Below are 26,497 nucleotides of genomic sequence, written 5' to 3'. Positions count from 1 at the left end.
CCACAGGAGGAATGATGTCCTACCCCCCGAACGCTCCTGGTGGACCCTACCCGCCGCCGGGTGACCAGCCACCGACGCAGCCGATCCCGGGCGGTAACGAGCAGGCGTACATGATCCCGACCGGCTCGGTACCGGCCGCCTCGTACCCGCCGCCGGATCCGGGCTCGGTGCCGCCCGCGCCGCAGCCGCCGTACGGGGTGCCGGCCCAGCCCTCCGGCCCGCCGGCGTACACCCCGGCCCAGCCGTCCGGCTCGCCCGCGTACCCGCCGGCCCAGCCCGCCTACCCGGCCCAGCCCCCGACGGCCGCGTACCCGCCGGTCGAGCCGCAGCCGGCCTACCAGCCCGCGTCCCCGTACGACCCGGCGTCCGCGCCGCCGGCCGGGCCGCCGCTGTCCGGTGTGCCGTACTCCGCCGCGCCGCTCTCCGGCCCGCCGACGTCCGGACCTTCGTACGGCGCCCCGTACGGCGCGGTGCCGCCGCCCAAGCGCGGTCAGCTGCCGCTGATCCTGGGCATCGTCGCGGTGCTGCTCTTCATCACCAGCGGCATCATGACCGGCCTGTACATCAGCAAGTCCGGCGACCTGAGCGACACCAAGAAGCGGATGACCGAGCAGGTCAGCCAGCGCGACGACACGATCGCGGCGAAGACCTCCGAGGCCGAAAAGCTCCAGCGCGACCTGACGACGGCCAACGAGAAGCTGTCGCAGACCGAGCGCGACCTGACCGGCACGCAGAACGCCAAGGAGCAGACCGAGAAGGAGAAGGCGGTCATCGCCGACTGCCTCAACAAGGTCAACGCATTCCTGTCGGCGCTGGCGGCGGGCAACAGCGCCGCGGCCGACCGCGCGATCGACGCGCTCGAAGGCCCGTGCAACGAGGCGGAAAAGTACCTTTAGCCCCTGATCTCGCGAGCGGCCGTGGCTTCGTGCCGCGGCCGCTTTCGTTTCTGCGGGTCGTGGCTCAGGCGGACATGCGGTGGCCGTGCAGGGCCGTGACACCGGGCGGCGGCAGGCCGGCGGTCGAGGCCAGCACCGCGCACCAGGCGAGCAGGTGGGCGCCCATGTCGTCGCAGGTCGGGGTCCACGAGGCGCGGATCTCGATATCGGCCGCGGCGGGCGGCCCGGCCAGGTCGCCGAAGCGGGTCGAGACCGTCTGCGTAACCGTGCCCGCGATCGCGGTGTGCGTGGCCTCCTCGGCCTCCAAGGCGTCGGTGAGCCAGGTCCAGCCGACGGCGGGCAGCAGCGGGTCAGCGGCGAGATCCGGCTCGAGCTCCGCCGTCACGTACGTGACCAGGCGCATCGTGCCATCCCACGCCTCGTGGCCGGCCGGGTCGTGCAGCAGGATCAGGCGGCCGGTGGCCACCTCTTCGCCGTCCTTCATGACGACGCCGCTCAGCGCGTAGGAGTACGGCGCGAGCCGCTGTGGCGCGGGCACCTCCTCCAGCAGGATCTCCGCGCGCGGCGTCACGGTCTTCAGCCCGGCCACCGCCCGCGCGAAGATCTCCGGCTGCCCGTTCGGAGACACCATGTACCGCAGCCTAAGCCGCCTTCGGCCACAGCAGGGGACCGCCGCGCCGACAGCGCGTGACCCCACCCGCGCCCTCCGAGGGCCATCCGCACCGGTAAATGCCCAATCGTCCCGATACAGACCTCAAGTTCTTTCGGACATGCCCTCCGGCCCGGGAGGGCGTTGGCGGCCGCTGACGCGGACCGGGGTAAATCTGCCTCGAGAAGGGTCACGGCGGGCGCGACCGATACCGAGAGGTCCCTGGATCGCGGCGGGGTGGGGGCGTGGGAGCATGGGACGCGATGACGACGACCATGGAGGGCAGCGCCGCCCACCGCGAGCGGCCAGCGGCCGAATCGGTGTTCGTGCGGGCGTGCCGGGGGCTGCCGGTGCCCCATACGCCGGTGTGGTTCATGCGGCAGGCGGGGCGTTCGTTGCCGGAGTACCGCAAGGTGCGCGCCGGCGTCCCGATGCTGGAGGCGTGCCGACGCCCCGAGCTGGTGGCGGAGATCACGCTCCAGCCGGTGCGGCGGCATGGCGTCGACGCGGCGATCCTCTTCAGCGACATCGTCGTGCCGGTCGCGGCGGCCGGGATCGACCTTGACATCGAGCCGGGCACCGGGCCGGTGGTGGCCGAGCCGATCCGCACGGAGGGCGACCTGGCGCGGCTGCGGCCGCTCACGCCGGCGGATGTGTCCTATGTGGATGAGGCGGTGCGGCTGCTCGTCGCCGAGCTGGGCGCCACGCCGCTGATCGGCTTCGCCGGCGCGCCGTTCACGCTGGCCAGCTACCTCGTCGAGGGCGGGCCGTCGCGCACCCATGCGAAGACCAAGGCGATGATGTACGGCGAGCCCGAGCTCTGGCACGCCCTCTGCGCCCGCCTGTCCCAGGTCACGCTGGAGTTCCTCCGCGTGCAGGTGGCGGCCGGGGTCGCGGCCGTGCAGCTCTTCGACTCCTGGGCCGGCGCGCTCTCCGAGGCCGACTACCGGCGTTTCGTGCTGCCCCACTCGGCGCATGTGCTCACCGGCCTGGCCAAGGCCGGTGTGCCGCGCATCCACTTCGGCGTCGGCACCGGGCACCTGCTCACGGCCATGGACCAGGCCGGCGCGGACGTGGCCGGCGTCGACTGGCGTACCCCCCTCGACACCGCGGCCGGGCTGCTCGGGCCGGAGCGGCCGGTGCAGGGCAACCTCGACCCGTGCGTGCTCTTCGCGCCGTGGCCGGTGGTCGAGCGCGAGGTGCGCCGCGTGCTGGCCGAGGGGCGGGCCGCCCCCGGCCATGTCTTCAACCTGGGCCACGGTGTGCTCCCGGAGACCGACCCGGAGGTCTTGACCCGGGTGGTGGCGCTAGTGCACGAGGCGAGCGCGCGCTGACAGGCGCAGCGCCTGCCACGAGCCGTCCGCGTACCAGCCGCCGTCGACCGAGAGCGCCTCGCCGTTGACGAAGCCGCTCCTGGCCGGGTCGGCCAGAAACGCCACCGCCTGCGCGATGTCGTCGGGCGTGGCGAAGCGGCCCTGCGGCACGTGGTCGGTGATGTCGTTGTCCCCGTACGCCCCCTCGGCCTGGGACGCCTCGTCCATCTCGGTCTTCACCCAGCCGGGGCAGACCGCGTTGACCCGCACGCCGCGCCCGCCCCACTCGGCGGCGAGGGTGCGGGTGAGGCCGACGAGGCCGTGTTTGCTCGCGTTGTACGCCGCGCGGTCGGCCACGCCGCGCAGCCCGGCGACCGAGGCGATGTTGACGATCGTGCCCGCCCCGGCGCCCAGCATCAGCCGCCCGAACTCGCGGCACAGCAGGAACGGCCCGGTCAGATTGACGTCGATCACCCGCCGCCAGTCGTCGAGCGTGGTCTCCTCCAGCGGCGTGATGAACGCGATGCCCGCGTTGTTGACCACCACGTCGACCCGCTCGAAGCGCTCGTACACCGCCGCCGCGAACGCGATCACGTCGGCCTCCGTGCTCACGTCGCCCAGCACCGCAAGGTCCGCGGCCACCGGCTGCTTGTCCATCACCGCCAGCGCGTACCCCTCGGCCCCCAACACCTCGGCCACCCGTCGACCGATGCCCTGTGCGGCACCCGTCACCACCGCCACCCGCTCACCCGTCATGCCCGGCAGCTTAGTTACCGTGGAGGCCGTGAGCAGACCGCCGAACGTCGCCGTTGTAGGTGGCGGAATCGCCGGATTGGCTGCCGCGCTGCGGCTGCGGGACCGCGCGCCCGCGGGCACCACGATCACCGTGTACGAGCAGGCCGAGGCCATCGGCGGCAAGCTGCGCACCGGTGCGGTGGCGGGCTCGGTGGTGGAGTTGGGCGCGGAGTCCTTCCTGGTCCGCGACCCCGAGGGCGGTGACTCGGCCGCGGTGACGCTCGCCCGCCGCGTGGGGCTTGGCCACGCTCTCGTGCACCCGGCGACCGGCCAGGCCGCGCTCGCGCTGCACGGCACGCTCGCGCCGATGCCCGGCGGCACGCTCCTCGGCGTACCCGCTGATCTGGAGAAGGTGGCCGCGGTGGCGCGGCCGGAGGCGGAGCGTGACCGCGACGGTGGCCGGCCGCTGCTCGGTCCGGAGGAGGATGTCGCGGTCGGGCCGTTCGTGCGGCGGCGGTTGGGCGACGAGGTGGTCGACCGGCTCGTGGATCCGCTGCTCGGCGGCGTCTACGCGGGGCGGGCCGACGGGCTGTCGCTGGCCGCGACGATGCCGGGCCTGGCCCGCGCGGCGCGGGTCGAGCACACGCTGACCGGTGCGGTGCGGTCCGCGCTGGCCGCCGCGCCGCGACCGCCGGGCACGCCCGTCTTCGCCACGGTCGTCGGCGGCGTGAGCCGGCTGGCGGCGGCGGTGGCCGAGGCGTCCGGCGCGGAGATCCGGCTCGGCGCGCCGGTACGCGAGCTGGCCCGGGTGCCCGGCGGGTGGCGGGTCGGGCCGGACACTGTGGACGCGGTGGTGCTGGCGCTGCCGGCGCGCGCGGCGGCACGGCTGCTGGGCGCCGAGCCGTTGCTCGACTACGCGAGCGTGGCACTTGTGACGCTCGCCCTGCCCGCGCCGCAGCTGCCCGGCCTCTCCGGCTTTCTCGTGCCGGCGGGCGAGGGCACGCTGGTCAAGGCCGCCACGTTCTTCTCCACCAAGTGGGCGCACCTCCGCCGCGACGACGGGGTGGCGCTGGTGCGGGCGTCCGTTGGGCGGTACGGCGAGGAGCACCAGCTGCACATCGGCGACCCCGAGCTGGTCCGCACCGTCCACGCCGAACTGTCTACTTTGGTGGGCACCGGCCTGCCCGAGCCGGTCGGCGCGGGGGTGCGGCGGTGGGGTGGTGCGCTGCCGCAGTACCCGGTGGGGCACGTGGAGCGGGTGGCTGCGCTGCGCGCGACCCTGCCCCCGACGGTGGCTCTCGCCGGCGCCGGCTACGACGGTGTCGGCATCCCGGCCTGCGTGCGCTCCGGCGAGACGGCGGCCGACGACGTATTGAAAGGACTGTCATGAGCGAGCAATCCAACGCGGCGCGCATCAAGGAGCTCAACGCCACCATCCGATACACGATGTGGTCGGTCTTCCGGGCCACCGGGCCGCTGCCGGCGCTGCGCGACCCGCTGGCCGGCGAGGTGGAGTCGCTCTTCGAGCAGCTGGCCGCGAAGGACGTGGTGGTGCGCGGCACCTACGACGTGTCCGCCCTCCGCGCCGACGCCGACGTGATGGTGTGGTGGCACGCGCCGACGGCCGACGCGCTCCAGGAGGCGTACGGGCTGCTCCGCCGCACCACTCTCGGCCGGCACCTCGCTCCGGTGTGGTCGCAGATGGCGCTGCACCGGCCGGCCGAGTTCAACAAGAGTCACCTCCCGGCGTTTCTGGCCGGCGAGGAGGCGAAAGCGTATGTGTGTGTGTATCCGTTCGTGCGTTCCTACGAGTGGTATCTGTTGCCCGACGAGGAGCGGCGCGACATGCTCGCCGAGCACGGGCGGCAGGCGCGCGGCTATCCCGACGTGCGTGCGAACACGGTGGCTTCGTTCGCGCTCGGCGACTACGAGTGGATGTTGGCTTTCGAGGCGGACGAGCTGCACCGCATCGTCGACCTGATGCGCGACCTGCGCGCTTCGCGGGCGCGGCGGCACGTGCGCGAGGAGGTGCCTTTCTACACCGGGCGGCGCCGCTCGGTGCCGGAGATCGTCGCCGCCCTGCCCTGACTCAGGGGCGGGCCATCGGCACGTGCGGGATGCCGTCTTCCATGAACTCGGGCCCGGTCACCGCGTAGCCGTAGCGCTCGTACAGCCGCACCAGGTGGGCCTGGGCGTCGAGCACGCTCGGGCGGTCGCCGATCTCTTCGAGGGCGGCCGCCATCAGGCGGCCGGACGCGCCGGTGCCGCGCTCGGACGGGCTCACCACGACCCGCCCGATCCGCGCGCCGCCGCCGGGCTCGGCGAGGATCCGCAGGTATGCCACCGGCGCACCGTCGCGGGAAAGCCACATGTGGCGCGTCTCCGGCTCGGTGTCGCGCCCGTCGAGCTCCGGGTAGGCGCATTTCTGCTCCACCACGAACACGTCGACGCGGAGCCGGAGCAGGTCGTACAGCGTGCGTGTGTCGAGGTCGGCGAAGGACGCGACGTGCGGCTCCATGGCCCGATCCTGCCACGTCGCCGGGAAAACACGGTGTGTCGCTTCCACCCGGCGGCGGGCGCTGGGGCAAAGCTCGAACCAAGCCCCGACCATTCCGTGCCTCGGAGGAGCAAGGTGATCAAGAGAAACAAACTGTTCGGTACGAAGACGCGGGTGACGTTCTGCCTTCCGAAGGACGCACCCGCCGGTGCCGTGAGCGTCGTCGGCTGCTTCAACGAATGGGAGCCGGGCCGCCACGAGTTGGTGCCGCGCAAGGACGGCACCCGCACCGTCACGGTCAAGCTGGAGCCGGGCCGCTACCGCTTCCGGTACCTGGCGACGGGTGGCGTGTGGCTCGACGACGAGGAGGCCGACCTGATCGACCACGAAGGTGGCCAGTTGGTCCTCTGAGCGCGCGGCGCTCGCGGCAGCGCGCGCCGAAATTCGACTGAACCGGACCGGAGCGTCCCTCGTATTGGTTGAGCCATCTCACAGCCGTGAGCTGGCTCAACATGAGGGACGCTCTGATCGGTAGGGATCTTGCCGGCAAAACCGGCACATGTCGGCCCCGGGCTGGTCCGAGTGGACAAATGGCGTTACCTTCGGGTCGCGAGAGTTTGGCGCATGGTCATCCATGCGTCCCAAGGGGAGGCTCCCCTGGGCGGGGGGCACAACAGAGGAGCGGGGTGAGTCCACCTTGACAGCAACTCCCGGCATGGGAAATGTGCACGCGACACAGGCGCAGCTCAATCAGATGGCCACGCGTTGTCAGGATGTGCGCGAGCGTCTGGCCACGGGCATGGCGCAGCTGCTCGACCGGGTGACCGATCTGAGCGGCAAGGGCATGAGCGGTTCGGCCAACAACGCGCTACAGGGGGCGTCGCACGAGCTGAACGAGGGCATGACGAAGATTCTCAACGCCCTCGACGAGCTGTCCGGCAAGATCAGCAACGCCTCGACGGAGTTCGGCGTGCAGGATGACGACGCCGCCTCGACGATCCGCAACGCGGCCGCCGCCACCGGCGACGGCGCCGTCATCTCGGCCCTGCGCGGCTGACGTCCACCCCTAGTCGAGAGGCGAAATCACGATGACTGACATCCCGATCACTTACAACTTCGGCGCCATCGCGGACGTGTCCACCGCGATCGGCACGTTCTGCGGAAACATGGACGTCGAGCTCGGCGATCTGTACAACGACTTCAAGACGCTCCTGGCAGCCGACTGGCAGGGTGCCGCGGGCCAGGCGTGCGACGCCGCCCAGCAGCAGTGGAACCAGGGCGCCGACGAGATCAAGGGCGCGCTGATGCGCCTCGGCACCGCCGTGGGCGGCTCGGCCGAACGCATGCAGGAAGTCGACAACCGGATCTCCGCCGGGTTCTGACCCGTCAGACGCCGGTGGGTCCCGGCGAGGGCGTCGCCTTCGCCGGGACCGGCTATCTGCGCTAGTTCCGCTCACCAACCGGGGGAGGCACCGTGGGTATTCCGAGAGAGGATCTCGAAGGCAGCTCGCCGACCGACTACGACTCGTTCGGCGGCAAGGTCAATGTCGAGGTCACCGACTTGGTGAGCTACTACCAAGAGATGAGCATGCTCTCCGGCGAGATCGGCACAGCCGCCGGCACCGCGATGGGCGAGATGTCCATGATGATCGCGACAGGGCTCAACCAGCCCGGCGGTGACGCGGGTGTCTTCCCCGAGGGCGCGATGGCCGCCCGCACGATGTCCGGCCGGCTCGCCGAGTTCCAGATGTTCATGACCGACCTCCACGAGGGTGTGCGCAACGTCGGCTCGGCGGCGGTGGTGGTGGCGGAGATCTACGAAAACGCCGACAACGAAAACGGCGCGACCGTCAACGACATCGGCTTCGCCTTCACCGATCCCAACGCCCGCGGGCCCGAGGGCTTCCGCGGCGGCGACGTGAAGACGTTCTACGACCTGGCCCAGGAGAACGGCCAAAACGCGATGGCGCTGACCAGTGACAACTCCCTGGCCAAGCCGCTGTCCTACCCGTACGGCACGATCTACACGTTCCCGGACGGCTCGTCCAAGCACATCACCTCGCGCACCGAGGCCGGTGGACACAACACGAGCGACGTGATCGTGACCACCACGACGATCACCGACAAGAACGGCAACGTGATCTCGACGGTGACCGAGCGGACCTACTCCAACCACATGGGGTACAACTACACGACCACGACGTCGACCACCGGCGACGAGCGCAACAACCGCACGTCCAGCACTACCACGGCGGAGGCGCCCGACGGAGACATCACGGTCTCCAACACGAGCTCCACGACCACCGACGGCAAGCAGGGCCCCGAGACCACCAACACGACGACGGTCGAGCGCGGCGAGCATCGGGTGGACGAAGACCGCGGCCCGGTCGAGACGGCCGAGGAAAACCTGGACAGCCACGGCACCGACCAGTTCGTCGGTGACTACGGCCAGGGGTACTGAGGACGGGTCATGGCTGGCGAAGAGGACTACTTCGACTACTCCACGGCGACCAACCAGCAGTTGCAGGACAACCGCCGGATGGCGCGGCGCATGGGCGAAGACATCACCCACTACACGCCGCCGCAAAACACCTCGCCCTACCCCGATCCGACGTTCAACTTCCAGTCCGTCGACAACGACGACTGGAACGAGGAGCTCGACCGGGCCTGGGCCGCGGAGACCATCGAAAAGATCCGTAAGCGGATCAGGGCGCAGGACCCGGTCGTCATCCGCCAGCTCGCCCAGCAGTGGTGGGAGGTCAACCTCGTCCTCGACGACGCCCGCACGCGCGTGCTCGACGCCGCCACCAAGCTGAAGGAAGGCAAGGACGGCAAGGGCGGCTGGACCGGCGCCGGCGCGGACGCGTTCCTGGCCCGCGGCCCGGGTGCCACGATCAAGTCGATCGACGACTGGGAGCAGGCCGCGATCGACAACTGGCTCGGCCTGCTGGCGCTCGCCGTCGTCGTCGAAGGCCGCCAGGCCGAGATGGAGACGCTCTACAACGAGTACAAGAGCGAGATGCTCACCTTCGCCCGTGAAGAGCGCGAGCGGTACGGCGTGTCGACCGAGCAGGAGGTCAAGGACGCCGGCTTCGAAGACGAGTACATCACCCAGCTGCGGCTGAAGGCGACGGAGTTCAACGAGCGGGCGCAGGCGATCCAGTACAACATGGCCCAGGACTACTACCGGGTCATGCGGGAGGATCTCGCGGGCGGCCGGGCGACCGTCTACGAAGGACCGACCGACGCGGTGGTGCCCAACCCGGCATTCATCCAGCGCTACATGATGAACCAGTTCGGCGCACCCAACATCGGCAGCCCGAATATCACCACACCCAACGTCGGCAACCCGAACATCACCCAGCCGAACATCCAGCCGCCGGTCATCAACAAGCCGACGGTCGAAGCGCAGATCACCGATCCGAACATCACCACGCCCGACATCGACACGCCGGACGTATCCGACTTCGAAAAGCCGGCCGCCGTCGACCCCAACATCACGACGCCGACCGTCACACCGCCGGTCCTGCCGCCGGTCATCGCACCGCCGGCGGTCAACACGAGCAACCTTCCCAACCCGGGAGGGCTGCGCCAGCCCGGCCCGGTGCCGACGCCACCCGGCCAGGGCCTGCTCAAAAACCTGCCCAGCGGGAGCGGGCCCGGCGTGCTGCGGTCCAGCGCGCTGACGCCGCCCGCCGCGGAGGGCCTGCCCCCCGGCGGCATGCCGCAGGGCCAGCGCCCCGGCGGAGCGCCACCGCCGCCGCAGCTCAAGCGGCCCGGCGGTGGGCAAAACACTCCGATGACGCCGCAGGGCAAGGGTGGCGGTCGCCCCGGCGATCCCTCCTCGGCCACGCCGGACGCGCCGCGCGGAGGCGTGGAGAGCAACCAGTTCGGCGGCCCGCCCAGCACCCCGGCCTCGCCGGTGCTGCGCAACCCGCGTACCAACACGCCCGCTCCGCCCGGCACCCGCGGCGGTCCGCGCCGCGGCACACCGGCCGTGCCCGGTGCCCCCGGACAGGGCGGTCCGTCGACGCCGTCGCGGCCCGACGCGATGCCGCCGGTGTTCAGCCGACCCCAGCGGCCGGCCAGCAACGTGCCGTCGACGCCGACCACCCGGCGGCCGGCGCAGCCGGAGGTGCCCGGTGCCCCGCTCAACCCACTGGCGCCGCCGCCACCGCCCACCACCAGCCCGGTCGTGGGGCGGGCCCGGCCGGTCACCGGCGCGCACCCGCCGGAGCCGCCGACCGGCGTGATGCGGGGCAGGCGCACCGCGGGCAGCGGGCTCGGCGTCGAGGGTCAGATCGGTTCGCGACGCATGTCCAGCCAGGCGGAGACGCAGGCACAGGCCAATGTGGACGAAGAGTTCGACCGCATCCGCGCGCTGCTCGACCGCGAGGCGGCGTGGACCGTCGAAACGCCCGGTGGCGGCGTGCTCGACAGCGCACCGCAGCAGCGGACCGTCAGCGCGCAGTCCGAGCCCAAGCCGACCCTCGGCGCATGACCCGCTGGGTGGTGCGAGGGCTCGCCCTCGCGGTCGTCACGGTCGCCGCCGGATGCGGCGGCGACTCCGAGCCGAGCCCGCGGGCGACGTCCGCGCCGCCCTCGGCGTCGGCGGCCGCGGCCGGTCCGGTGTACGCGCTCGGCGGCAACCTGTGCGGCGTCGCCGACCAGGCCCCGCTCGCCGAGCTGTTTCCGACCGTCAGCGGCAAGCCGATAGCCGACTCGCCGCGGCTCTGCGCCACCTCGCGGCGGTCGTCCTCGGTGAGCGTCAGCGTGAGCATCGACGCCGAGCTGCTCCGCACCGAGCAGCAGGCGCGCCTCTACCTGGAGACCGCGCGGGGCACGAGCCAGGGCGGCGCGCCCACCGACATCCCGGGCGCCGGCGCCGCGGCCTTCTTCGTCACCGACGGGCACGAGGTCAAACTGACCTCCTACCACGGCAACCTGGTGCTGGAGCTGCGGGTCGCGAGCGTCGGCGACAACGACCTTCCCCAAGGAGTGCCGGAGCGGCTGGCCCGCGTCGCCGAGGGGACCTACGCGAAGTTGGCGCCATGACCGCCGACCCCGGTGACCTGGCCCCTGGCGCGCGCCTCGCGATGAGCGTGATCCACCCGGGTTCGCCGATTCTCCAGGTGCGCTACCGGCAGGGCGTGCTCATGACGCCGCACGGCTTTCCCGACTGGCCGTTGTGCGCCCGCGCGGTGGTGGAGCTGCCGCCGCCCGACCCGGCGCTGACGCTGGAGGAGCAACGGATCCTGGACGTGTTGGCGGCCAACGCGGCGATGGCCCGGATCGCCGGCGAGTCGGACGGCGATCCACTGTGGCCGGTGACGGCGGCGGCCGGCACGGTTGGCCGCGAGCGAGACGGCGCGGTGCCGACGCCGGCCGGCTGGTGCTGGGCCCACGTCGGCACGCCGGACGCCGCGCGGCTGCTCGCGCTGGTGCCGATCGAGCTGCACGCGTCGTTTCGCCACGCGGGCGGGGTGCGCCAGCTGCCGGCGAACGGGCGGGGGTTGCGCGCCGACGCCGAGCCGGTGTCCGCCGGCCGGGCCGCCGGCGACGCGGTACCCGATGAGTTGCTGGATCTGCTGGAGCGCGCGCTGGGGTGGCCGCTGCCGCCGGTGTACCGCCGATTCCTCGCCGAGACCAACGGTGCCGGCCCGGCGGCGGCCGCGGTGCTCCCGCCTTACGGCTTCGTGGCCGACCAGCCGCTCTTCGGCATCGCTCGCGACGACCGGCACCAGGATCTGTCCTATGTGGGTGATTGGGTGCGCGACCGGCTGACCGTCGACTTCCTGCCCATCGGATACGTGCAGGGCGGCCTGCTGGCGGTCAAGGCATCCGGCGACGACCTGGATTCGGTCTGGTACCTCGACGACGACGACCCGCGCGACCGCGAGTCCTTCGGGGCGGAGGAGGTCTGCGCTCATCTGCTCGCGCGGTGCGCCGACAGCCTCGACGACCTCTGGGCCCGGCTGGTGCGGCCACCGGCGGCGCTCGTCGACCTGGCCGGCCGGTGGGCGGCACGGGTGACCCACGTCCGCGACGGCCTCGTCGGCGCCGGGCTGCCGGCGAAGATGAAGGCGCCCTGGCAGCCACCGGCGAAGGCCGGCCGCGACCCGGTGGCCGCGATGTTTGAGGCGAAGTGAGACCTGGATGAGCGGGAGTGCGGGCAGTGACGAGGCCGCGGGCCCTGACGACGGCGGACCGGTGCCGGGCGACGCGAGCGCCAGCGCGTGGGCGCCGGCCAACGACGTCGAGCGGCGCCTCCAGCAGGTGGTGGGCGACGGCGACATCGACGCGGTGATGAGCATCCTCGCGGTCGCGCCGCTCGTGGTGCCCGGCTTCCGGGACGAGCCCGACGCCCAGCCGGGCCGGCAGCGGCTGCTCACCCGCGAGCGCGACGGGGTGCCCTACCTGCTGGTCTTCACGTCGCCCGAGGCCATGTACCGGGCGGTGCCGGCGGACGGCTGGCGGGCGACCACCCTCACCGAGGTGGTCTCCGGCACGCCGGACGGGTGGGGCCTCGCGATCAATCCGGTCACCCCGATCGGCGTGCTGGTCAAGCCCGAAGACGTGCCCGAGCTGGTGCCCACCCAGCGGACGATGCGCGATTTCACCCCGGCCAACGAGGTGGAGCGGCTGCTGCGGGACGCGCTCGTCGCCCCGGACGCCGAGGTGCTGCTCGACGTGCTGGTCACCGCCCAGGTGATCGTGCCGACCCAGGCGCTGGAGATGGACGGCGTGCTCGTCGTGCCGGTCTTCACGTCGGTCGACCGCTACGAGGAGTGCCTGGGCGGGCGCGACCTGGACATCCCGGTGGTAACGCTGGACTTCATCTCGGTGATGCGCCAGTGGCCCGGCGACGACCACCGCCTCGCGGTCAACCCGGGCTCGCCGATCGGCATCACGCTGCCGGGGGAGCGGGTGCGGCAGTTGGTGGCGTACGCGGAGCAGTTGGTGCGGCGGCGCCTCGGCGGTGACCCGGATCAGCCACCGCCCCCGCCCCCGCCCCCGATCTCGCCGTTTCGGGAGGTCGAGCCGGGCGACGATCCGCCGCCGATCCAGCTCCCGCCGGGCGGCATCGGCGGGGCGTTGCGGGGTGAGGGCTGATACCCGATCGATGCGTGGATCATCTATTGTCGGAGCAGGTCGGAGGGCCTAGGGGGAGGTGGAGTGCATGGAGCGACCGCAATGGTCGGCGATTCGCGGCGTGATTGACGACCTCCAGCAGACCATCGAAAACGCGGCGCAGACGCGGCAGCAGATCATGGAGATCACTGGCACGGCGTGGTCCGACGACCGGCTGATCAAGGCTGTGGTCGGCCCGCGCGGGCAGCTCATCGAGCTCGAGATCGACCCCCGCGTCTACCGCACGCCCAATTCCAAGGCATTGGCCGCGTCGATCATGTCCACGGTGCGCGCGGCGGTCGAAGACGCCAACAAACAGACGAAGGAAATCGTCGAGAAGGTCATGCCCAAAGATCGTGGAATGGGTCTGATCGGTAAGACTGATTTCGACGTATTGATGGAAAGTCACGACGCCGACCTGCCAAAGGCGTTGAAGAAGAACGAGGAGGACGGCCATGGGTTCCTACCTTGACATCCAGGACGACCCCAACGAGGTCGCCGGCACCGGTGCGATCCTGCGGTCGATCGGCACGTCGTTCCAGTCACAGGCGCAGGGCATCCTCGGCGACATCAACGCGGTCAACGCCGAGCGCCCCTGGGGCAACGACTCGTACGGCCAGGCCTTCGAGCAGACCTACAACGTCGTGCCCGAGGGGAGCGAGGGCTCGCTGCGCGACGCCGTCGACGACGGGCTCAACCGCGCCGGCGAGGGCCTGATCACGGGTGGCGACAAGACGGTCATGGCGATGACGGAGTACCAGGGCGTCGACACCGAAAACCGTGACGACATCAACCGGGCGACCACCTAGTCGATGGCCGACACCGTCGAGATCTACGTGAAGTACGCCGGGTCGAGTCAGGAGCTCGCCCATCGGGTGGCGGAGGCGCTCGACCTGCGGGGGTACTTCTACAACGGGAGCGGGTTCGTGCTGCCCGTCGACGCCCTGCCGCTGATCGGCGCCGACGGTTGGGCACACCTCAACGTGGATCTCACCGACCTCGGGCGTGACGGTGACCCGGGCGTATCGGAGGGCACGGCGTACGAGCCGTACGAGTTCGAGATCGGCGTGGAGTTCCGCGGGCCGCGCGAGCGCCTCGGCCGCGCCATCTTCGACCGCCTGACCCGCCTCGAGCTCCCGATGGCGTACGGCGACGACAGTCACGTCTTCGCCGACTACCTGCCCAGGCGGGGGGTGCGCGAGTTCTCGCCCGGCACGTCCGCGGAGGAGGGCGGCCGGCCGCTGTGGCGCGAGCCGGCGCTGAGTGCCGCCCGCTCACCCGCGCCCGCCTGGCGGGTGGGCTCGGGCGCGGTCACGGTCTGCGAGACCGACGGGCTGCTCCAGTTCGTGCCCGTGTTCGGCACGCGGTGGCTGAGCCCGGTCGCCTCGGCCCGCACCTCGGTCGGCGCCGCCTGTGTCGGGCTGGTGCTCGCCGCCGCGCTCGACACCCGTGACCGGCCGGAGCGCGACGAGCGCGACGAGGTGCTGGCCCGGCTCGCCGCCGCGGTGCGGCTGCCGACCGACGAGTTCCTCCGCCGCACGGTGTCGTTCGACGTGCGGGTGGTGGGTGACGAGGTGGTCGGCACCGCGCACGCCGCCCGCCGCGACGGTGCGCCGGGCGCGATCGAAGAGCTGACCGGCCGGGCGTCGGTCGCGGCCGGGCCCAAGCCGCTCGGCGCGCTGGTGCTCGATCTGGTGGCGGCGTTGCGCGCGCGCGTGCCGGCGTGACGGTGGACGGGGAGGACGTGGTGGACTGGGATCGGGTGGTCGCGGCTATGCGGCGGCACGCGCTTGAGCCGGGCACGCCGGTCGAGGAGCGGCGCGACTGGCCGGAAGCGTCGACGTTCGCGGCCGCCGACTACGCATACGAGGCGCGCGCGGCTGACTGGCTGATCGGTCAGGCGCCGTGGGTCGACGCCGCGGTGCGCGTGGTCGGCGACATGCTCATGGACAACTTCGCGATCACGTACGGGCTGCTTTTCGTCGGCGACCAGGACCTGTTCCTCAACGAGACCGCGACGATCCGCGAGCTGGGCCGGCGGCTCGGCGCCGACCTCGAGCCGCTCGCGTACGCCGAGCTGCTCGCCGAGCTGTACTCGGGGGAGCAGGTCGACCGGCCCACGGTGCTGCCGTTCGCCGCCACCGGCGATCACCGCGCCGGCGTGCTGGTGCGCGACCCGGGCGAGTTCGCCGCCGAGTACGAGTGGGTGGATCCGTCGCTGGTCTCCGCCCCCGCCGTCCGCCCGGCCGCCGGTGGCGTAGAGCTGCACTTCTGCTCGGCGCACTACTTCCTCACCGAGACGAAGTCCGCTGTGGACGTTCTCCAGTGGACGGTCGTGGGCGGTGGCGGCCGGCCGGCCTCCTGGGCGCGCCGCTACCTGGCCCGAGGCGTCGAGCGCCCGTACCGGGTCGGCTGAGCCTGCCGGGGGGAGGGCCAGATGTCCGGAAACGCCGCTGAGGACGCCGCCGATGCCGCGCTAGAGGCGGTACGGCAGTGCTTCATCAAAATCAACGAGTGGATTCCGGTCCTCGGCGACTTCCTCGAGATGATCACGCAGTGGCCGGAGGCCCGCCACGATCGTCTCTTCGACCTGGCCGACTCCTACCAGTCGGCCACCGAGCTCTACGCGGCCCACCTCGAAGAGGTCATGGACTACATCCAGGACCTCTCGGTGTGGCAGGGCGACGGCGCCGCCCAGCTCGTGCGCGAGAGCCTTCAGGGCTACATGGACGAGACGTCGAGCATGGCCGAGGCGCTCGGCTCGATGCAGCAGCTCGTCCACGGCAAGGCGCTCGAGATCGAGAGCATGAAGTGGATGGCCGTCATCACGCTCGTGATGATGGCGGTGGCGCTCATCCAGGCCATCATCACCGCCTGGACCGGCATCGGCGCCGCGGCGGGCGCGGCCGCGATCGCGACCGGCCGCGCCACCATCTACACCATCGCCCGCGAGCTGCTGCGCAAGCTCTTCCAGGAGACCATCAGGGCGGGCGTCCGGCGCTTCATCCAAAGTGGAATCCGCGGCGTCGGCATGGCCGCGCTGCGCGGCGGCCTCGCGTACGCCGGCTTCATGGGCGCCATGAAGGGCGGGATCCTGCTGATCCAGGCCCTCGAGGGACACGACCCGTTCACCGAAGGGTGGGCCGGCCGCTTCGGCATGGAGCTCGTCGACAGCTTCATCGCCGGCGCGATCGGCGGCCCGCTGATGTTCGGCATCCACAGCCGGGTCACCGAGGCGGTCGCGTTCGGCGCCGGCCAGGTCGCCGACAACTTCCTCCAGATCGGCCGCGACCGCCTGATCGACGCGATGGGCCTGACGGAGTGGGCCCAGCGCAACGGTGTCTACAGTGGAATGACGCTCGACAACGCCTGGGACTCGGTCACGCCGGCCGCGCTCCTGGGCGAGATCCTGAGCGAGCCGGGCGGGCGCCGCCGGCCAGACGTCGTGACGCCGGCGCTCAACCAGGGCGCGGGCGACCTCTTCGGCAACCAGGGCGACAACGCGCCGGCCAACCTGGGGCAAAACAGCGGTCAGAACAACAACCTCGGCGACCTCGGCCGCGGCAACGCGAACAACCCGGCAGGGCTGCCGGGCGGCCTGCCCGGGCAGACGGGATCCACGGGGTCTACGGGCTCGACCGGGTCCACCGGCTCGACCGGGCAGTCCGGCTCGTCGAGTTCGTCTTCCGGCTCGGGGCGGACCGGTGGGTCGACGTCCTCGTCTACCTCGACCTCCTCCTCGGGGTCTTCCTCAGGCTCGTCCTCGGGCTCGTCCTCGGGCTCTTCCACGGGCGGGCAGCGCGGTGGCGGCACCACGACGACGGCGCCGCCCGCTACCGGCGATGGGACCACGCAGACCGGCACACCCGGCGACGGACGGCCGGCCGACGGGTCGACGGGCGACGGCACGACGCAGACCGGCACGCCGGACGGCGGGCGGCCCACACCGGGCACGCCGGTACCGGCGACACCGGACGGTGGCATTCCGGCCACACCGGACGGTGGGACACCCACTCCGGCCACACCGGATGCCGGGACGCCCGGCACGCCCACTCCGGTCACGCCCGACGCGGGGACGCCCGGCACGTCGACGCCGGCTACGCCCGACGCGGGGACGCCCGGCACGTCCACGCCGGTTACGCCCGATGCCGGCACTCCCGGCACGTCCGTACCGTCTACTGGGGATGGTGCTACGACGTCGACACCGCCCTCGTCCTCGCCGCCCGCGCCGACCGCCGACGGGTCCGCGACTCCGGACAGCTCCACTTCGGACGGTGCTACACCGCCCGCGACCGCCGCGCCGAACGTCACCGGAGACGGCACCCCGCAGCCCGACGGGTCCACGCCGACCGCGGACGGTCCGGCGACGCCTGACGGCACCACCACCGGCGACGGCACCACCGGCACGGGAGATCCCGCCGCGCGGTCCGGGCAGCCCGACAGCAACGCGTCCGACGGTGGATCCGACGGTGACGGCGACGGCACCGCGGCCATCCCGCCGGCCACCCAGCCCGACGCCTCCTCGCCGGGCCGCTCGGACGGCGCCGCTGGCCGCACCGACGGCGCCGGACGCCAGGATGGTGCGCAGCCCGCCGGCGACGGCGCCCCCCGGCGTGAAGAGCCCAAGTGGTACGAGTGGCGCAAGCGGATCGAGCAACGGGTCAGCGCCGACTACGCGCGCGGCGTGGGCGAGATGTTCGGGCCGCGTGGCGAGGGCGGCGACGGCGCCAACGGCACCAACGGGCAGACCGCGCCGCTACTGACGCCCGACATGGTGCAGCACGCGCTCAACACCAACCCGGACAACCTCAACGACTACGGGCGGCGGCTTCAGTCGTTCCTGGAGAGCAACTTCACGAACGTCGACAGCAGCGGCAACCGCAGCCCGATGAGCCAGGAGGCCATCGCCGGGAGGCTGGAGGAGATGCGGGCCGGCACGCTGGCACCGCCACTCACGCCGACGTCGCCGGGTGGGCCATTCCCGGGCGGCCCGACGCCGGGAGCGCCGACGCCGGGGACGCCCACGCCCGGCGCTTCGCCGCTCACACCGACCCCCAGTTCGCCGCCACCCAGCGGTCCCACTCCCGGCACGCCGCTCACCCCGACGCCGAGTTCCCCGTCGCCCGGCGCCCCGACACCAGGTGGTCCCACGCCGAGTGGACCCACGCCGGGCGCGCCGACACCGGGCGCGCCGACACCGGGTGGGCCGACACCGGGCGGGCCTACGCCGAGTGGGCCGACGCCAGGCGGACCATCGCCGTTCCCGGATGGGCCGACGCCCGACGGACCGACACCGGATTCGCCTTTCCCCGGCGGTCCTACACCGAGCACACCCACGCCGGGGACACCGAGCACGCCCACGCCGGGGACACCGAGCACGCCCACGCCTGGCACGCCTACACCAAGCACGCCCACGCCCGGCACGCCCACACCGGGAACACCGACACCCAGTTCGCCCACGCCCGGTTCGCCTACACCGAGCACGCCGACACCTGGCACGCCGACACCGAGCACGCCCACGCCGACTCCGGCCACCCCGGCTCCCGGCACGCCGACGCCGGGCACGCCTACGCCCGGCACGCCCACCGCGCCTACGCCGGTGCCGGTCGGGCCGGGCACACCGGGCGGGCTGCGCATGGATGGTTCCACAATGGACGGGCCGCGCACCGACGTGGGCGGCCCGGACGGTCCCACGCCGGATGGGCCGACGCCGCCCGACGGGGGCGACGGTACCCCCGAGGGTGACGGGACTCCCGAGGGTGACTCGGCGATCGACCCGGAGCTGGTCCCCACGGCCAACTTCTCGCCGAACGTCACGCGGACCGGCGCCGACCTGCCGCGCCAGGTGAACGAGCTCGTCGACCGGGCCCGCGACAACCTGCTGGCTCGCTACTCGCCGGACGCGGTGGCCACCCGCCTGGCCGACCTGGAAAACATCCGCCAGCAGGCCAACCGCCTCCAGGCCACCGCGGACACGGCCCGCACCACCGGCGAGATGGGCGACCTGGTGCAGCAGGTACGCGACCTGAGCCGGGCGGTCAACTCGTACGCGGACAACTACCGCGACTGGCGTGACTTCGACCGCGGTGGGCAGCACGCCGACCCGGGCTGGCGCGACCTCGACGGCGTCGACCCGCTCAACTCCGTCGAGATGGCCAACCGGGCCGCGAGCATCGACCCGACCACCGGGCGGTTCGACCCGATCTCGCAGGCGATCGCGATCGCGAAGATCGGTGACGTGCTGGGGCCGGAGTTCGAGGCGCACGCCGCGCGGCTCTTCGACCGTACGGTGCCGATGGACATGGCGTCGCTGAACGCGATCCTGCCGGCGAACGCGGTCACCCCGACCCTCGTCGACCAGGTGACCGTGCGGCAGCCGCGGGGCTTCTACCACCCGACGCTGGGCACGATGTTCATCAACCCGTCGACGCTGTCCGGCGACCCGCGTTCGCTCAGCGCTATCGCGACGACGATGGTGCACGAGGGGATGCACGCGTTGCAGCCCAACAACGCGCTCCTCGCGCGGGCGGTCAACGCGAACGTCCCGCCACACCTGCGGGCCGAGGCGCGAAACCAGCTGCGGCTGGAGCGGGAGTTCCAGGCGTTCACGGTGCAGCAGGAGTTTCTGCGCGGGCTGGCCGGGCACCGCTCGCCCGACCCCACCAGCGACCCGCGTATCCCCAACTCCGACGGCTACCGCGAGATCGCCGGCCAGACGCCCGAGCAGCTGCGGGACGAGGTGATGCGCCGGTACGGCGTGCCGGAAAGTGCGATCCCGGACGGCGTGCTGACCACCGACCCGGACACGATCATCAGCCAGGCGCGCACGGCGATCGCGGAGTCGACGCACCCCGACCCGGCGCAGCGCCAGGACGGCGGCCTGGTCGGGCCGCTCACCCAGCGCCTCGCCGACACGCACGGCATCGACCTGGACGCCCTGCGGCAGAACCAGACCCAGACGAACTTCCCCGACCTGAACCGCCCCGGCACGCCCGACCCGAGCGCACAACCGGACGGCAGCCAGCCTGACGCCACGAGCCAGCCGGACAGTACGAGCCAGCCGGACAGCACGCCCGAGGCCGAGCAGGGCACACCGCCCGACCCGAACGACCCGCACCGCCAGGACGTCCCGCCGGAGCACTTCGACGGCGTCAACCCGGAGCAGCCCGGGCCGCTGGGCGACAAGTACCAGCAGGGCGTCACCGACGCGCACGACGGCACGATCGAGGGTTTCGACGCCAAAGAGCGCGACACCGCCAACATGCGGGCCGACGAGGGCCGGCACGTCACGCGCCTGCCGCGGCATCCGGAGTTCGACAGCGGCTACAAGTCGATGGAGGCGCTGGAGCGCACCGGGCCCGAAGACCCTGGCACGCCGGTGGAGTACAAGGAGGTCGGCGAAAACACCCGGCGCGCCATGGACCACCAGCTGAAGAACGGCGTGGACAAGTTCCGCGAGCAGCCGGACGGCAGCCAGAACCACGGCGACGTCGTGATCGACGGCCGGGCCAGCGGGCTGTCGTACGACAACGCGGTCAACTCGCTCCGCTCCCGCCTCGGCCGAATGCTGGCCGACCCCAACGACGTCCGACTCGGCCAGATCGGGAAGATCGAGGTCTACCTGGGCGACGGCAGCCGGGTGGTGTACGAGGGCGGCCGGATCACGCACGTCACCGACGCCGGCAGCCGCGTGGTCGGCGAGTGGGACGCGAACGCGGGCCGGTTCGTCGAGCCGTCGCCCGACAGCACGACACCCGACGACTCCACGCCCGACGAGCTCGAGCTGGAGCAGGACGGCACGCCCGACCCCCGGGAGATCGAGCAGCGGTACATCGACGCGCTCAAGGAGCAGCAGCGGGTCGAGATGGAACGGGCCCTGTCCCGGGCCGAGCCGGTCGCCGAGCAGATGCGCAGCGACCTCACGGAGGTGGCCGACGCGCTGCGCGCCGAGTTCGGCGACGGCAGCGTGCGGGTCGAGGGCAACGGCGAGCACGACGTCAAGAAGCTCGCCTCGTTGGCCCGCAAGTTCCTCACCGAGGGTCAGCTGGAAGGGCTCGACTCCTTCATGGAGGACAGCGCCAACGACCTCGCGCGCTTCTCCCTGAGCGTGCTCGACGGCCCGCGGTACACCGAGATCGTCCAGGCCGCCCTCGACCGGCTCCAGGCGGAGCCGTACAACTACCGGTACGACCCGGCGCAGGACAAGAGCTTCTGGCGGCCGGGCAACCGCTTCTTCGGGCGCAACATCACGTTGGTCGACCCCGACGGGCACAAGATCGAGCTCCAGTTCCCGACCGGCGAGTCGTGGGACGTCGGCAAGCTCACCCACCGCGACTACGAGATCTTCCGGCTGGACGGTCGAGACCCGATCACCGGGCAGGAGCACCCGATCCACGAGCGGGCGCGGGCGTTCCTGCGCATCCTCCAGGCCAACCAGGCGATCGCCGACCCGGTGCCGGGCGGGGTCGACGCGGCCAGCGCCAAGGACACAAGCTTCGCCAAGTGGATCGCGACCCATCCGGAGGCGTGGGCCGACTACCAGTCGTGGCTCGCCGACCAGGGCCGCACATTCGCCGACGAGGTGCGGGATCATGGGCTGAGCCGGGCGGACTTCCCCGTCGACCCGAAGCTGATCGCGGCCGATCCGACCGTGCCACAGGAGGGCAAGCTCGATGAGCGAACGCTTCACCTACTACGGTCTCTACCGCCGCCGGGACCCGACGGCACCGGTGGGCCTGGTGGCGGAGGGACGGGCGGCCCCGGGTCTGCCCCGCCGGGTGGTCGGGTGGAATCACTCGGAGGAGGACTGGACGGAGGCCCAGGCCTCGCTGGGCGCGATCCTGATCAATCCGGATTGGGAGGACAGGATCCGGATAGTGGACCGGGCGACGGCGGAACGGATCGCCCGGGAGACCCTGGGAGCGGACCTGCCGAGCGAGGAGGAGCTGCTGGCGATCGCGGAGCGGGCAGCGACGGAGTACCACCGGAAGTGGGGTCCGACGGGGACCTCGAGCTAGAGGTCGGTCCGCGGTCCGACCCCGGCGAGCTGGCGCCGGGCGTGCCGGCACTGGACACGACGCGTACGACCGGCCCGGACCATCTGGCGCCGATCGAGGACCCGCGGTTCCAGCGCGACCTGGAGCAGTCGCTCGACACCGGCGACGGGTACGAGTCGGGTGCCGACCCGTCGACCCATCCGTACGGCCAGATGGTCAACGACGGCGGCCCCACCGTGCCCGGCCGGGGCAACAACTGCCTGGACTCCGCGCTGGCCGCGCTCTCCAGCTTCTACGGCGACCCGCAGGTCTCCGCGCCGCGCTGGCCGGACGTGCTGCCCGACGGCACCGTCGACGTCGTCCAGGGTGAGCTCGACGGGATCGACCGCGCCGAAGACTGGCTCGGCGGCTCATGGGACGGCCCACCGCCGGGTATGCCCGGCGACCCGACCGGCCGCGCCGCGGCCGTGTCCCAGCAGTACGCCGACCTGCACGCCCAGATCGCGGCGGCCGGCCCCGGCGCCTCAGCGCTCGTCGTCGTCGACTGGCTGGCCTACGACCAGACCGGCCAGCTGGAACTCGACGCGAACGGCGACGTCACCATGCGCCGGTCGCACGCTTTCGTGATCGTGTACCCGCGGAACGCGAGCGGCCCGGTGTGGTGGGATCCGCAGAGCGGCCGCACGTGGGACGCGCCGCCGACCAGCTACATGGCCGACACCCACACGCTGTGGTCGATGCGGGGCGACAGCCTGGCCGGCCCGACCCCCACCACCGACGCCCAGGGAGCGCCGAATGACGGAGCAGGAGCCGGAGATAACGGAGGACGAGGCGCGGGAGCTGATCACCCGGCTGCTCGGGACGGGCAGGGAGGTGATCCTGCGTCCGTTCGAGGCCGGGTGGCTGGCGACGGCGGTACTGACGCAGGAGGAGCGCGACCGGGGGAGGCACGTGGGTCAGGGGGCGTTCATCATCGACCGGAATGGGACGGTGACGGTGCAGGCCAGCCTGTCGGATCGGATCCTGATGGCGGAGTACAGCGAGGCGAAGAGGGAGGGCCGGCTGACCGGCCGACAGATCTGGCCGGAGCCGACTCCCTAACGCCCGCCCCCCATTCGGTCGAGCAGGCTTACCAGGAAGGCAAGACCGATGAGCGCGTCGTGGACCTACCAAGCTCTCTACCCCCGGGACCCGGCGGCCCCACCGGTGGGCCTGCTGGCGGAGGGGAGCCTGGCCCCGGATCGTCGCCTGGTGGCCATCGGCTGGAGTCACCGCCACCGGACCTGGACCGAGGCGACGGCGTCGCTGGGCGCGATCACGCTGAATCCGGACTACGAGGACCGGCTCAAGATCGTGGACCGGCCGACGGCGGAGCGGATCGCCCGGGAGAGCCTGGGAGCGGACCTGCCGAGCGAGGAGGAGATGCAGCGGATCGGCGAGGGCCCGTCGATGACGTTCCAGCGGCCGACCCAGTAGCCGACGGCCCGCAGGACCTCGCCGGGCTGGCACCGGGCGTACCGCCGCTGGACACGACCCGCACGACCGGCCCGACCCGGCTGGCGCCGATCGAGGACCCGCGGTTCCAGGCCGACCTGCGGCAGGCGCTCGACACCGGCTCGGGATACGCGGTGGGCGCGGACCCGTCCACGCACCCGTACGGCGGGATGATCAACGACGGTGGCCCGAGCATGCCGGGCCGGAGCAACAACTGCATCGACTGTGCGCTGTCGGCGCTGTCGAGCTTCTTCGGCGAGCCGCAGGTGTCCGCGCCGCGGTGGCCCGACCAGCTCCCGAACGGTTCGATCGACCGCGCCACGGGCGAAAACGGCGGCTTCCAGCGCATCACGAGCTGGCTCGGCGGCAGCTGGCAGGGCGGCCCGTCCCCGTCGATGCCGGGCGACCCGGCCGGCCGCGCCGCGGCGGTCGCCCAGCAGTACGCCGACCTGCACGCGCAGATCGCCGCCGCGGGCCCGGGCACCGCGGCACTCGTGGGCGCCGACTGGCTGGCCGCCGATCCGGCGACCGGCCAGCTCATCACCGACGCCAACGGCAACGTCACCTCACAGGGTGGGCACGCCTTCGTCATCGTGTACCCCCAGGGGGCGAGCGGTCCGGTCTGGTGGGATCCGCAGAGCGGCCAGACATGGGACTCGCCGCCCGCCCACTACATGGCCAACACCCACGCCTTGTGGTCGATGCGCGGCGACGGCATCGCCGGCCCGCCGGCCACGCCTTCCACCACGAGCACCGGGGGAACACCCAATGACGCAGCAGGAACCGGAGATTTCCGAGGACCAGGCACGGGAACTGATCACCCGGCTGGTGGGAACGGGCGCCCGGCTGGCGATCCATCCGTTCGAGTTCGGCTGGGTGGCGACGGAGATCCTCTCGGAGGAGGAACGAGCCCAGGGGATGCACATCGGCCAGGGGAGCTACATCATCGACCGGACTGGGGTCGTCACGATCCAGCGGAGCCTGCCGGTACGCCTGGTGATAGCGGAGTACAGCGAGGCGAGGCGGGAGGGCCGGCTGACCGGTCAGCAGGTCTGGCCGAGGCCGGAAACCCCAACGCCGTAACACCCGACCAGACACCGCCGCAGGAGGGTGCGCTCGATGACGGCGTTCACGTACTACTGGATCGACCGCTTCGAGATAGTGGACCGTTCGACGGCGGAGCGGATCGCCCGGGAGAGCTTGGGGGTGGACCTGCCGAGCGAGGAGGAGATGCAGCGGATCGGCGAGACCCCGTTTCTGATCCTCAAACGGCCGACGCAGCAGCCCTAGGACCGCGGACCGAGCCGGGCGGGTTGGCCCGGGGTGTGGCGGCGCTCGACGGCACCCGCCTTGTCGGGCCGGCCAACCTGGCGCCGATCGAGAGCCCGCACTACCAGCACGAGCTCCAGTGGGCGCTCTTCGACGGCTCCGGGTACACGACGCTCGCCGACCCGTCCAGCCACCCGTACGGCCAGATGGTCAACGACGGCGGGCCCACGGTGCCCGGCCGGCGCAACAACTGCCTGGACTGCTCGCTGTCGGCGCTGTCCACTTTCTACGGTGAACCGCAGGTCTCCGCGCCGCGTTGGGCGGACGTCAACCCCGACGGCTCCGTCGACCGCGACTCCGGCGAGGCGGACGGGTTGCGGCGCGCGCAGGTCTGGCTCGGCGACACCTGGGTCGGCCCGCCGGCCGGCATGCCGGGCGACCCCGCCGGCCGCGCCGCCGCCGTGTCCCAGCAGTACGCCGACCTGCACGCCCAGATCGCGGCGGCCGGGCCCGGCGCCTCCGCGCTCGTCGTCGCCGACTGGCTCGACATCGACCCGGCCACCGGGCAGCCGCGCACCGACGCGAACGGCGACGTCCTGCGCGAAGACGCGCACGCGTTCGTGATCGTGTACCCGCGGGGCGCGAGCGGTCCGGTCTGGTGGGACCCGCAGAGCGGCCGTACGTGGGACTCGCCGCCGGCCGGGTTCATGGCCGACACGCACACGCTCTGGCACATCCGGGCGGACCAGCTGGCCGGAAGCCCGGCACCAACCGACAGTGGGGGAACTCCTAATGAGTCAGGAACAGCAGCTCACGGAGGAACAGGCACGGGAGCTGATCCAGCGCCTGATCGGGGGCGGCACGGAGGTGACCCTCTATCCGTTCGAGTTCGGATGGCTGGTGAAACGGGCCCTGACGGAGGAGCAACGCAGCAAGGGGATGCACGTCGGCCATGGGTCGTACATAGTGGACCTGACGGGAGTGGTCACGGCGCACCCGAGTCTGCCCATCCGCATGGTGATGGCGGAGTACAGCGAGGCCAGGAGGGAGGGCCGGCTGACGGGCGGCCAGATCTGGCCCGAGCCGACGCCGCCTACGGCGTAACCACCGATCAGGTACGGGGCGCGGCCGCCTGGCTCACGCCGCAGCAGCTCGGCGGCGGGCCGGTCGTCGACGTCCGGCCGGACGGGCCCAACCTGCGCGTCGAGCTCGCCGACGGGCGGGTGCACCACTTCCGCACCGAGGCCGGATACGGCGGCTCGACCGTCCACTCCGGAGCGCCGCACGACCCGCACGTCATCCGCGTCGACGGCAACACCCCGCCGCACCACCTCAACCAGATCCTGGCGAACGAGATCGCGGACGCGATCCAGCGCCGCACCGCCACCGACCGCGCGGCGAGGGGCTTCGGCCGGCGGCTGCTCGAGCGGCTCGGCCGCCTCTTCGGTCTCGGCACGCGGCCGTCCGCCCACGCGACCCCACCGCCGCCGGCTCCGGCACCGCACTACCCGCCGCCG

Annotated in this window: 22 protein-coding genes and 3 pseudogenes; 22 read left to right on the top strand and 3 right to left on the bottom strand. The window is 72.2% G+C overall.

What is annotated here, in order from left to right; all coding sequences use genetic code 11:
• Positions 1-14: 14 nt before the first annotated feature.
• Positions 15-896, top strand: coding sequence for a hypothetical protein (locus tag AC5L36_RS39815; RefSeq protein WP_441223991.1), 882 nt, complete (start codon positions 15-17; stop codon positions 894-896).
• Between the two features lie 64 nt (positions 897-960).
• Here the strand turns inward: AC5L36_RS39815 and AC5L36_RS39810 are convergent, their stop codons facing one another.
• Entirely contained in the window at positions 961-1,527 is a 567-nt protein-coding gene (locus tag AC5L36_RS39810) for a DUF3000 domain-containing protein (RefSeq protein WP_441223990.1), read from the bottom strand.
• 281 nt (positions 1,528-1,808) lie between these two features.
• Between AC5L36_RS39810 and hemE the strand changes: the two genes are divergently transcribed.
• Positions 1,809-2,879: a uroporphyrinogen decarboxylase gene (gene hemE, locus AC5L36_RS39805; RefSeq protein WP_441223989.1), complete on the top strand. Its 1,071-nt coding sequence runs from the start codon at positions 1,809-1,811 to the stop codon at positions 2,877-2,879.
• Here the strand turns inward: hemE and AC5L36_RS39800 are convergent.
• Positions 2,853-3,614 (bottom strand): SDR family NAD(P)-dependent oxidoreductase, encoded by a 762-nt coding sequence (locus tag AC5L36_RS39800; protein ID WP_441223988.1) that lies wholly within the window; start codon positions 3,612-3,614, stop codon positions 2,853-2,855. The genes hemE and AC5L36_RS39800 overlap by 27 nt on opposite strands.
• 28 nt (positions 3,615-3,642) lie before the next feature.
• On the opposite strand from AC5L36_RS39800, the gene AC5L36_RS39795 reads away from it, so the two are divergent.
• Positions 3,643-4,983, top strand: a complete 1,341-nt coding sequence (locus AC5L36_RS39795; protein ID WP_441223987.1) for an FAD-dependent oxidoreductase — start codon at positions 3,643-3,645, stop codon at positions 4,981-4,983.
• Positions 4,980-5,681 carry a hydrogen peroxide-dependent heme synthase gene (hemQ, locus tag AC5L36_RS39790; protein WP_441223986.1) on the top strand — a complete coding sequence of 234 codons (702 nt, stop codon included), beginning with the start codon at positions 4,980-4,982 and terminating at the stop codon, positions 5,679-5,681. Before AC5L36_RS39795 ends, hemQ begins: the two co-directional genes overlap by 4 nt.
• Before the next feature lies 1 nt (position 5,682).
• On the opposite strand, the gene AC5L36_RS39785 is transcribed toward hemQ, so the two are convergent.
• Positions 5,683-6,111 (bottom strand): GNAT family N-acetyltransferase, encoded by a 429-nt coding sequence (locus tag AC5L36_RS39785; protein WP_441223985.1) that lies wholly within the window; start codon positions 6,109-6,111, stop codon positions 5,683-5,685.
• Positions 6,112-6,225: 114 nt separating this feature from the next.
• Between AC5L36_RS39785 and AC5L36_RS39780 the strand changes: the two genes are divergently transcribed.
• The 18 genes and pseudogenes from AC5L36_RS39780 to AC5L36_RS39695 all read left to right on the top strand — a co-directional run bounded on the left by AC5L36_RS39780 (position 6,226) and on the right by AC5L36_RS39695 (position 26,084).
• A complete protein-coding gene (locus AC5L36_RS39780; protein WP_441223984.1) occupies positions 6,226-6,501 on the top strand; it encodes an isoamylase early set domain-containing protein in 276 nt (91 codons plus the stop codon).
• A gap of 304 nt (positions 6,502-6,805) precedes the next feature.
• Complete coding sequence (locus AC5L36_RS39775) at positions 6,806-7,147, top strand: WXG100 family type VII secretion target (protein ID WP_441223983.1); 342 nt, start codon at positions 6,806-6,808, stop codon at positions 7,145-7,147.
• A 31-nt stretch (positions 7,148-7,178) separates the two neighbouring features.
• Positions 7,179-7,472, top strand: a complete 294-nt coding sequence (locus tag AC5L36_RS39770; RefSeq protein ID WP_441223982.1) for a WXG100 family type VII secretion target — start codon at positions 7,179-7,181, stop codon at positions 7,470-7,472.
• A 92-nt stretch (positions 7,473-7,564) separates the two neighbouring features.
• Complete coding sequence (locus AC5L36_RS39765; RefSeq protein WP_441223981.1) at positions 7,565-8,551, top strand: hypothetical protein; 987 nt, start codon at positions 7,565-7,567, stop codon at positions 8,549-8,551.
• Between the two features lie 9 nt (positions 8,552-8,560).
• Positions 8,561-10,591: a hypothetical protein gene (locus AC5L36_RS39760; RefSeq protein ID WP_441223980.1), complete on the top strand. Its 2,031-nt coding sequence runs from the start codon at positions 8,561-8,563 to the stop codon at positions 10,589-10,591.
• Positions 10,588-11,145 (top strand): hypothetical protein, encoded by a 558-nt coding sequence (locus tag AC5L36_RS39755; protein WP_441223979.1) that lies wholly within the window; start codon positions 10,588-10,590, stop codon positions 11,143-11,145. Before AC5L36_RS39760 ends, AC5L36_RS39755 begins: the two co-directional genes overlap by 4 nt.
• Positions 11,142-12,239 (top strand): HNH endonuclease, encoded by a 1,098-nt coding sequence (locus tag AC5L36_RS39750; RefSeq protein ID WP_441223978.1) that lies wholly within the window; start codon positions 11,142-11,144, stop codon positions 12,237-12,239. Before AC5L36_RS39755 ends, AC5L36_RS39750 begins: the two co-directional genes overlap by 4 nt.
• A 7-nt stretch (positions 12,240-12,246) precedes the next feature.
• Positions 12,247-13,203, top strand: a complete 957-nt coding sequence (locus AC5L36_RS39745; protein WP_441223977.1) for an SseB family protein — start codon at positions 12,247-12,249, stop codon at positions 13,201-13,203.
• Positions 13,204-13,270: 67 nt separating this feature from the next.
• Positions 13,271-13,693, top strand: coding sequence for a YbaB/EbfC family nucleoid-associated protein (locus AC5L36_RS39740; protein WP_441223976.1), 423 nt, complete (start codon positions 13,271-13,273; stop codon positions 13,691-13,693).
• Complete coding sequence (locus tag AC5L36_RS39735; RefSeq protein WP_441223975.1) at positions 13,677-14,030, top strand: hypothetical protein; 354 nt, start codon at positions 13,677-13,679, stop codon at positions 14,028-14,030. Before AC5L36_RS39740 ends, AC5L36_RS39735 begins: the two co-directional genes overlap by 17 nt.
• A gap of 3 nt (positions 14,031-14,033) precedes the next feature.
• The gene (locus AC5L36_RS39730; protein WP_441223974.1) at positions 14,034-14,948 is read left to right on the top strand and encodes a hypothetical protein; all 915 of its coding nucleotides are present in this window, start codon (positions 14,034-14,036) and stop codon (positions 14,946-14,948) included.
• The gene (locus tag AC5L36_RS39725) at positions 14,945-15,637 is read left to right on the top strand and encodes a hypothetical protein (RefSeq protein ID WP_441223973.1); all 693 of its coding nucleotides are present in this window, start codon (positions 14,945-14,947) and stop codon (positions 15,635-15,637) included. Before AC5L36_RS39730 ends, AC5L36_RS39725 begins: the two co-directional genes overlap by 4 nt.
• Before the next feature lie 21 nt (positions 15,638-15,658).
• Positions 15,659-22,885: pseudogene (locus tag AC5L36_RS39720) on the top strand (toxin glutamine deamidase domain-containing protein); the annotation flags it as partial.
• 127 nt (positions 22,886-23,012) lie between these two features.
• A complete protein-coding gene (locus AC5L36_RS39715) occupies positions 23,013-23,318 on the top strand; it encodes an SUKH-4 family immunity protein (protein WP_494909569.1) in 306 nt (101 codons plus the stop codon).
• Between the two features lie 563 nt (positions 23,319-23,881).
• Positions 23,882-24,343, top strand: a pseudogene (locus tag AC5L36_RS39710) (toxin glutamine deamidase domain-containing protein); the annotation flags it as partial.
• A 136-nt stretch (positions 24,344-24,479) separates the two neighbouring features.
• Complete coding sequence (locus AC5L36_RS39705) at positions 24,480-24,794, top strand: SUKH-4 family immunity protein (RefSeq protein ID WP_494909568.1); 315 nt, start codon at positions 24,480-24,482, stop codon at positions 24,792-24,794.
• 392 nt (positions 24,795-25,186) lie between these two features.
• Positions 25,187-25,645 (top strand): annotated as a pseudogene (locus AC5L36_RS39700) (toxin glutamine deamidase domain-containing protein); the annotation flags it as partial.
• 127 nt (positions 25,646-25,772) lie between these two features.
• Entirely contained in the window at positions 25,773-26,084 is a 312-nt protein-coding gene (locus tag AC5L36_RS39695) for an SUKH-4 family immunity protein (RefSeq protein WP_494909566.1), read from the top strand.
• Positions 26,085-26,497 lie beyond the last annotated feature (413 nt).

The sequence above is a fragment of the Phytohabitans sp. LZ39 genome, from assembly GCF_059359075.1.
This window is presented reverse-complemented; position numbering and strand designations above follow the sequence as displayed.

Bases quoted from the DNA above. Each gene is read 5' to 3' on its own strand.
- AC5L36_RS39815 (WP_441223991.1), top strand. From the start codon at position 15: ATGTCCTACCCCCCGAACGCTCCTGGTGGACCCTACCCGCCGCCGGGT.
- AC5L36_RS39810 (WP_441223990.1), bottom strand. From the start codon at position 1,527: ATGGTGTCTCCGAACGGGCAGCCGGAGATCTTCGCGCGGGCGGTGGCC.
- hemE (WP_441223989.1), top strand. From the start codon at position 1,809: ATGACGACGACCATGGAGGGCAGCGCCGCCCACCGCGAGCGGCCAGCG.
- AC5L36_RS39800 (WP_441223988.1), bottom strand. From the start codon at position 3,614: ATGACGGGTGAGCGGGTGGCGGTGGTGACGGGTGCCGCACAGGGCATC.
- hemQ (WP_441223986.1), top strand. From the start codon at position 4,980: ATGAGCGAGCAATCCAACGCGGCGCGCATCAAGGAGCTCAACGCCACC.
- AC5L36_RS39785 (WP_441223985.1), bottom strand. From the start codon at position 6,111: ATGGAGCCGCACGTCGCGTCCTTCGCCGACCTCGACACACGCACGCTG.
- AC5L36_RS39775 (WP_441223983.1), top strand. From the start codon at position 6,806: ATGGGAAATGTGCACGCGACACAGGCGCAGCTCAATCAGATGGCCACG.
- AC5L36_RS39770 (WP_441223982.1), top strand. From the start codon at position 7,179: ATGACTGACATCCCGATCACTTACAACTTCGGCGCCATCGCGGACGTG.
- AC5L36_RS39760 (WP_441223980.1), top strand. From the start codon at position 8,561: ATGGCTGGCGAAGAGGACTACTTCGACTACTCCACGGCGACCAACCAG.
- AC5L36_RS39755 (WP_441223979.1), top strand. From the start codon at position 10,588: ATGACCCGCTGGGTGGTGCGAGGGCTCGCCCTCGCGGTCGTCACGGTC.
- AC5L36_RS39750 (WP_441223978.1), top strand. From the start codon at position 11,142: ATGACCGCCGACCCCGGTGACCTGGCCCCTGGCGCGCGCCTCGCGATG.
- AC5L36_RS39745 (WP_441223977.1), top strand. From the start codon at position 12,247: ATGAGCGGGAGTGCGGGCAGTGACGAGGCCGCGGGCCCTGACGACGGC.
- AC5L36_RS39740 (WP_441223976.1), top strand. From the start codon at position 13,271: ATGGAGCGACCGCAATGGTCGGCGATTCGCGGCGTGATTGACGACCTC.
- AC5L36_RS39735 (WP_441223975.1), top strand. From the start codon at position 13,677: ATGGGTTCCTACCTTGACATCCAGGACGACCCCAACGAGGTCGCCGGC.
- AC5L36_RS39730 (WP_441223974.1), top strand. From the start codon at position 14,034: ATGGCCGACACCGTCGAGATCTACGTGAAGTACGCCGGGTCGAGTCAG.
- AC5L36_RS39715 (WP_494909569.1), top strand. From the start codon at position 23,013: ATGACGGAGCAGGAGCCGGAGATAACGGAGGACGAGGCGCGGGAGCTG.
- AC5L36_RS39705 (WP_494909568.1), top strand. From the start codon at position 24,480: ATGACGCAGCAGGAACCGGAGATTTCCGAGGACCAGGCACGGGAACTG.
- AC5L36_RS39695 (WP_494909566.1), top strand. From the start codon at position 25,773: ATGAGTCAGGAACAGCAGCTCACGGAGGAACAGGCACGGGAGCTGATC.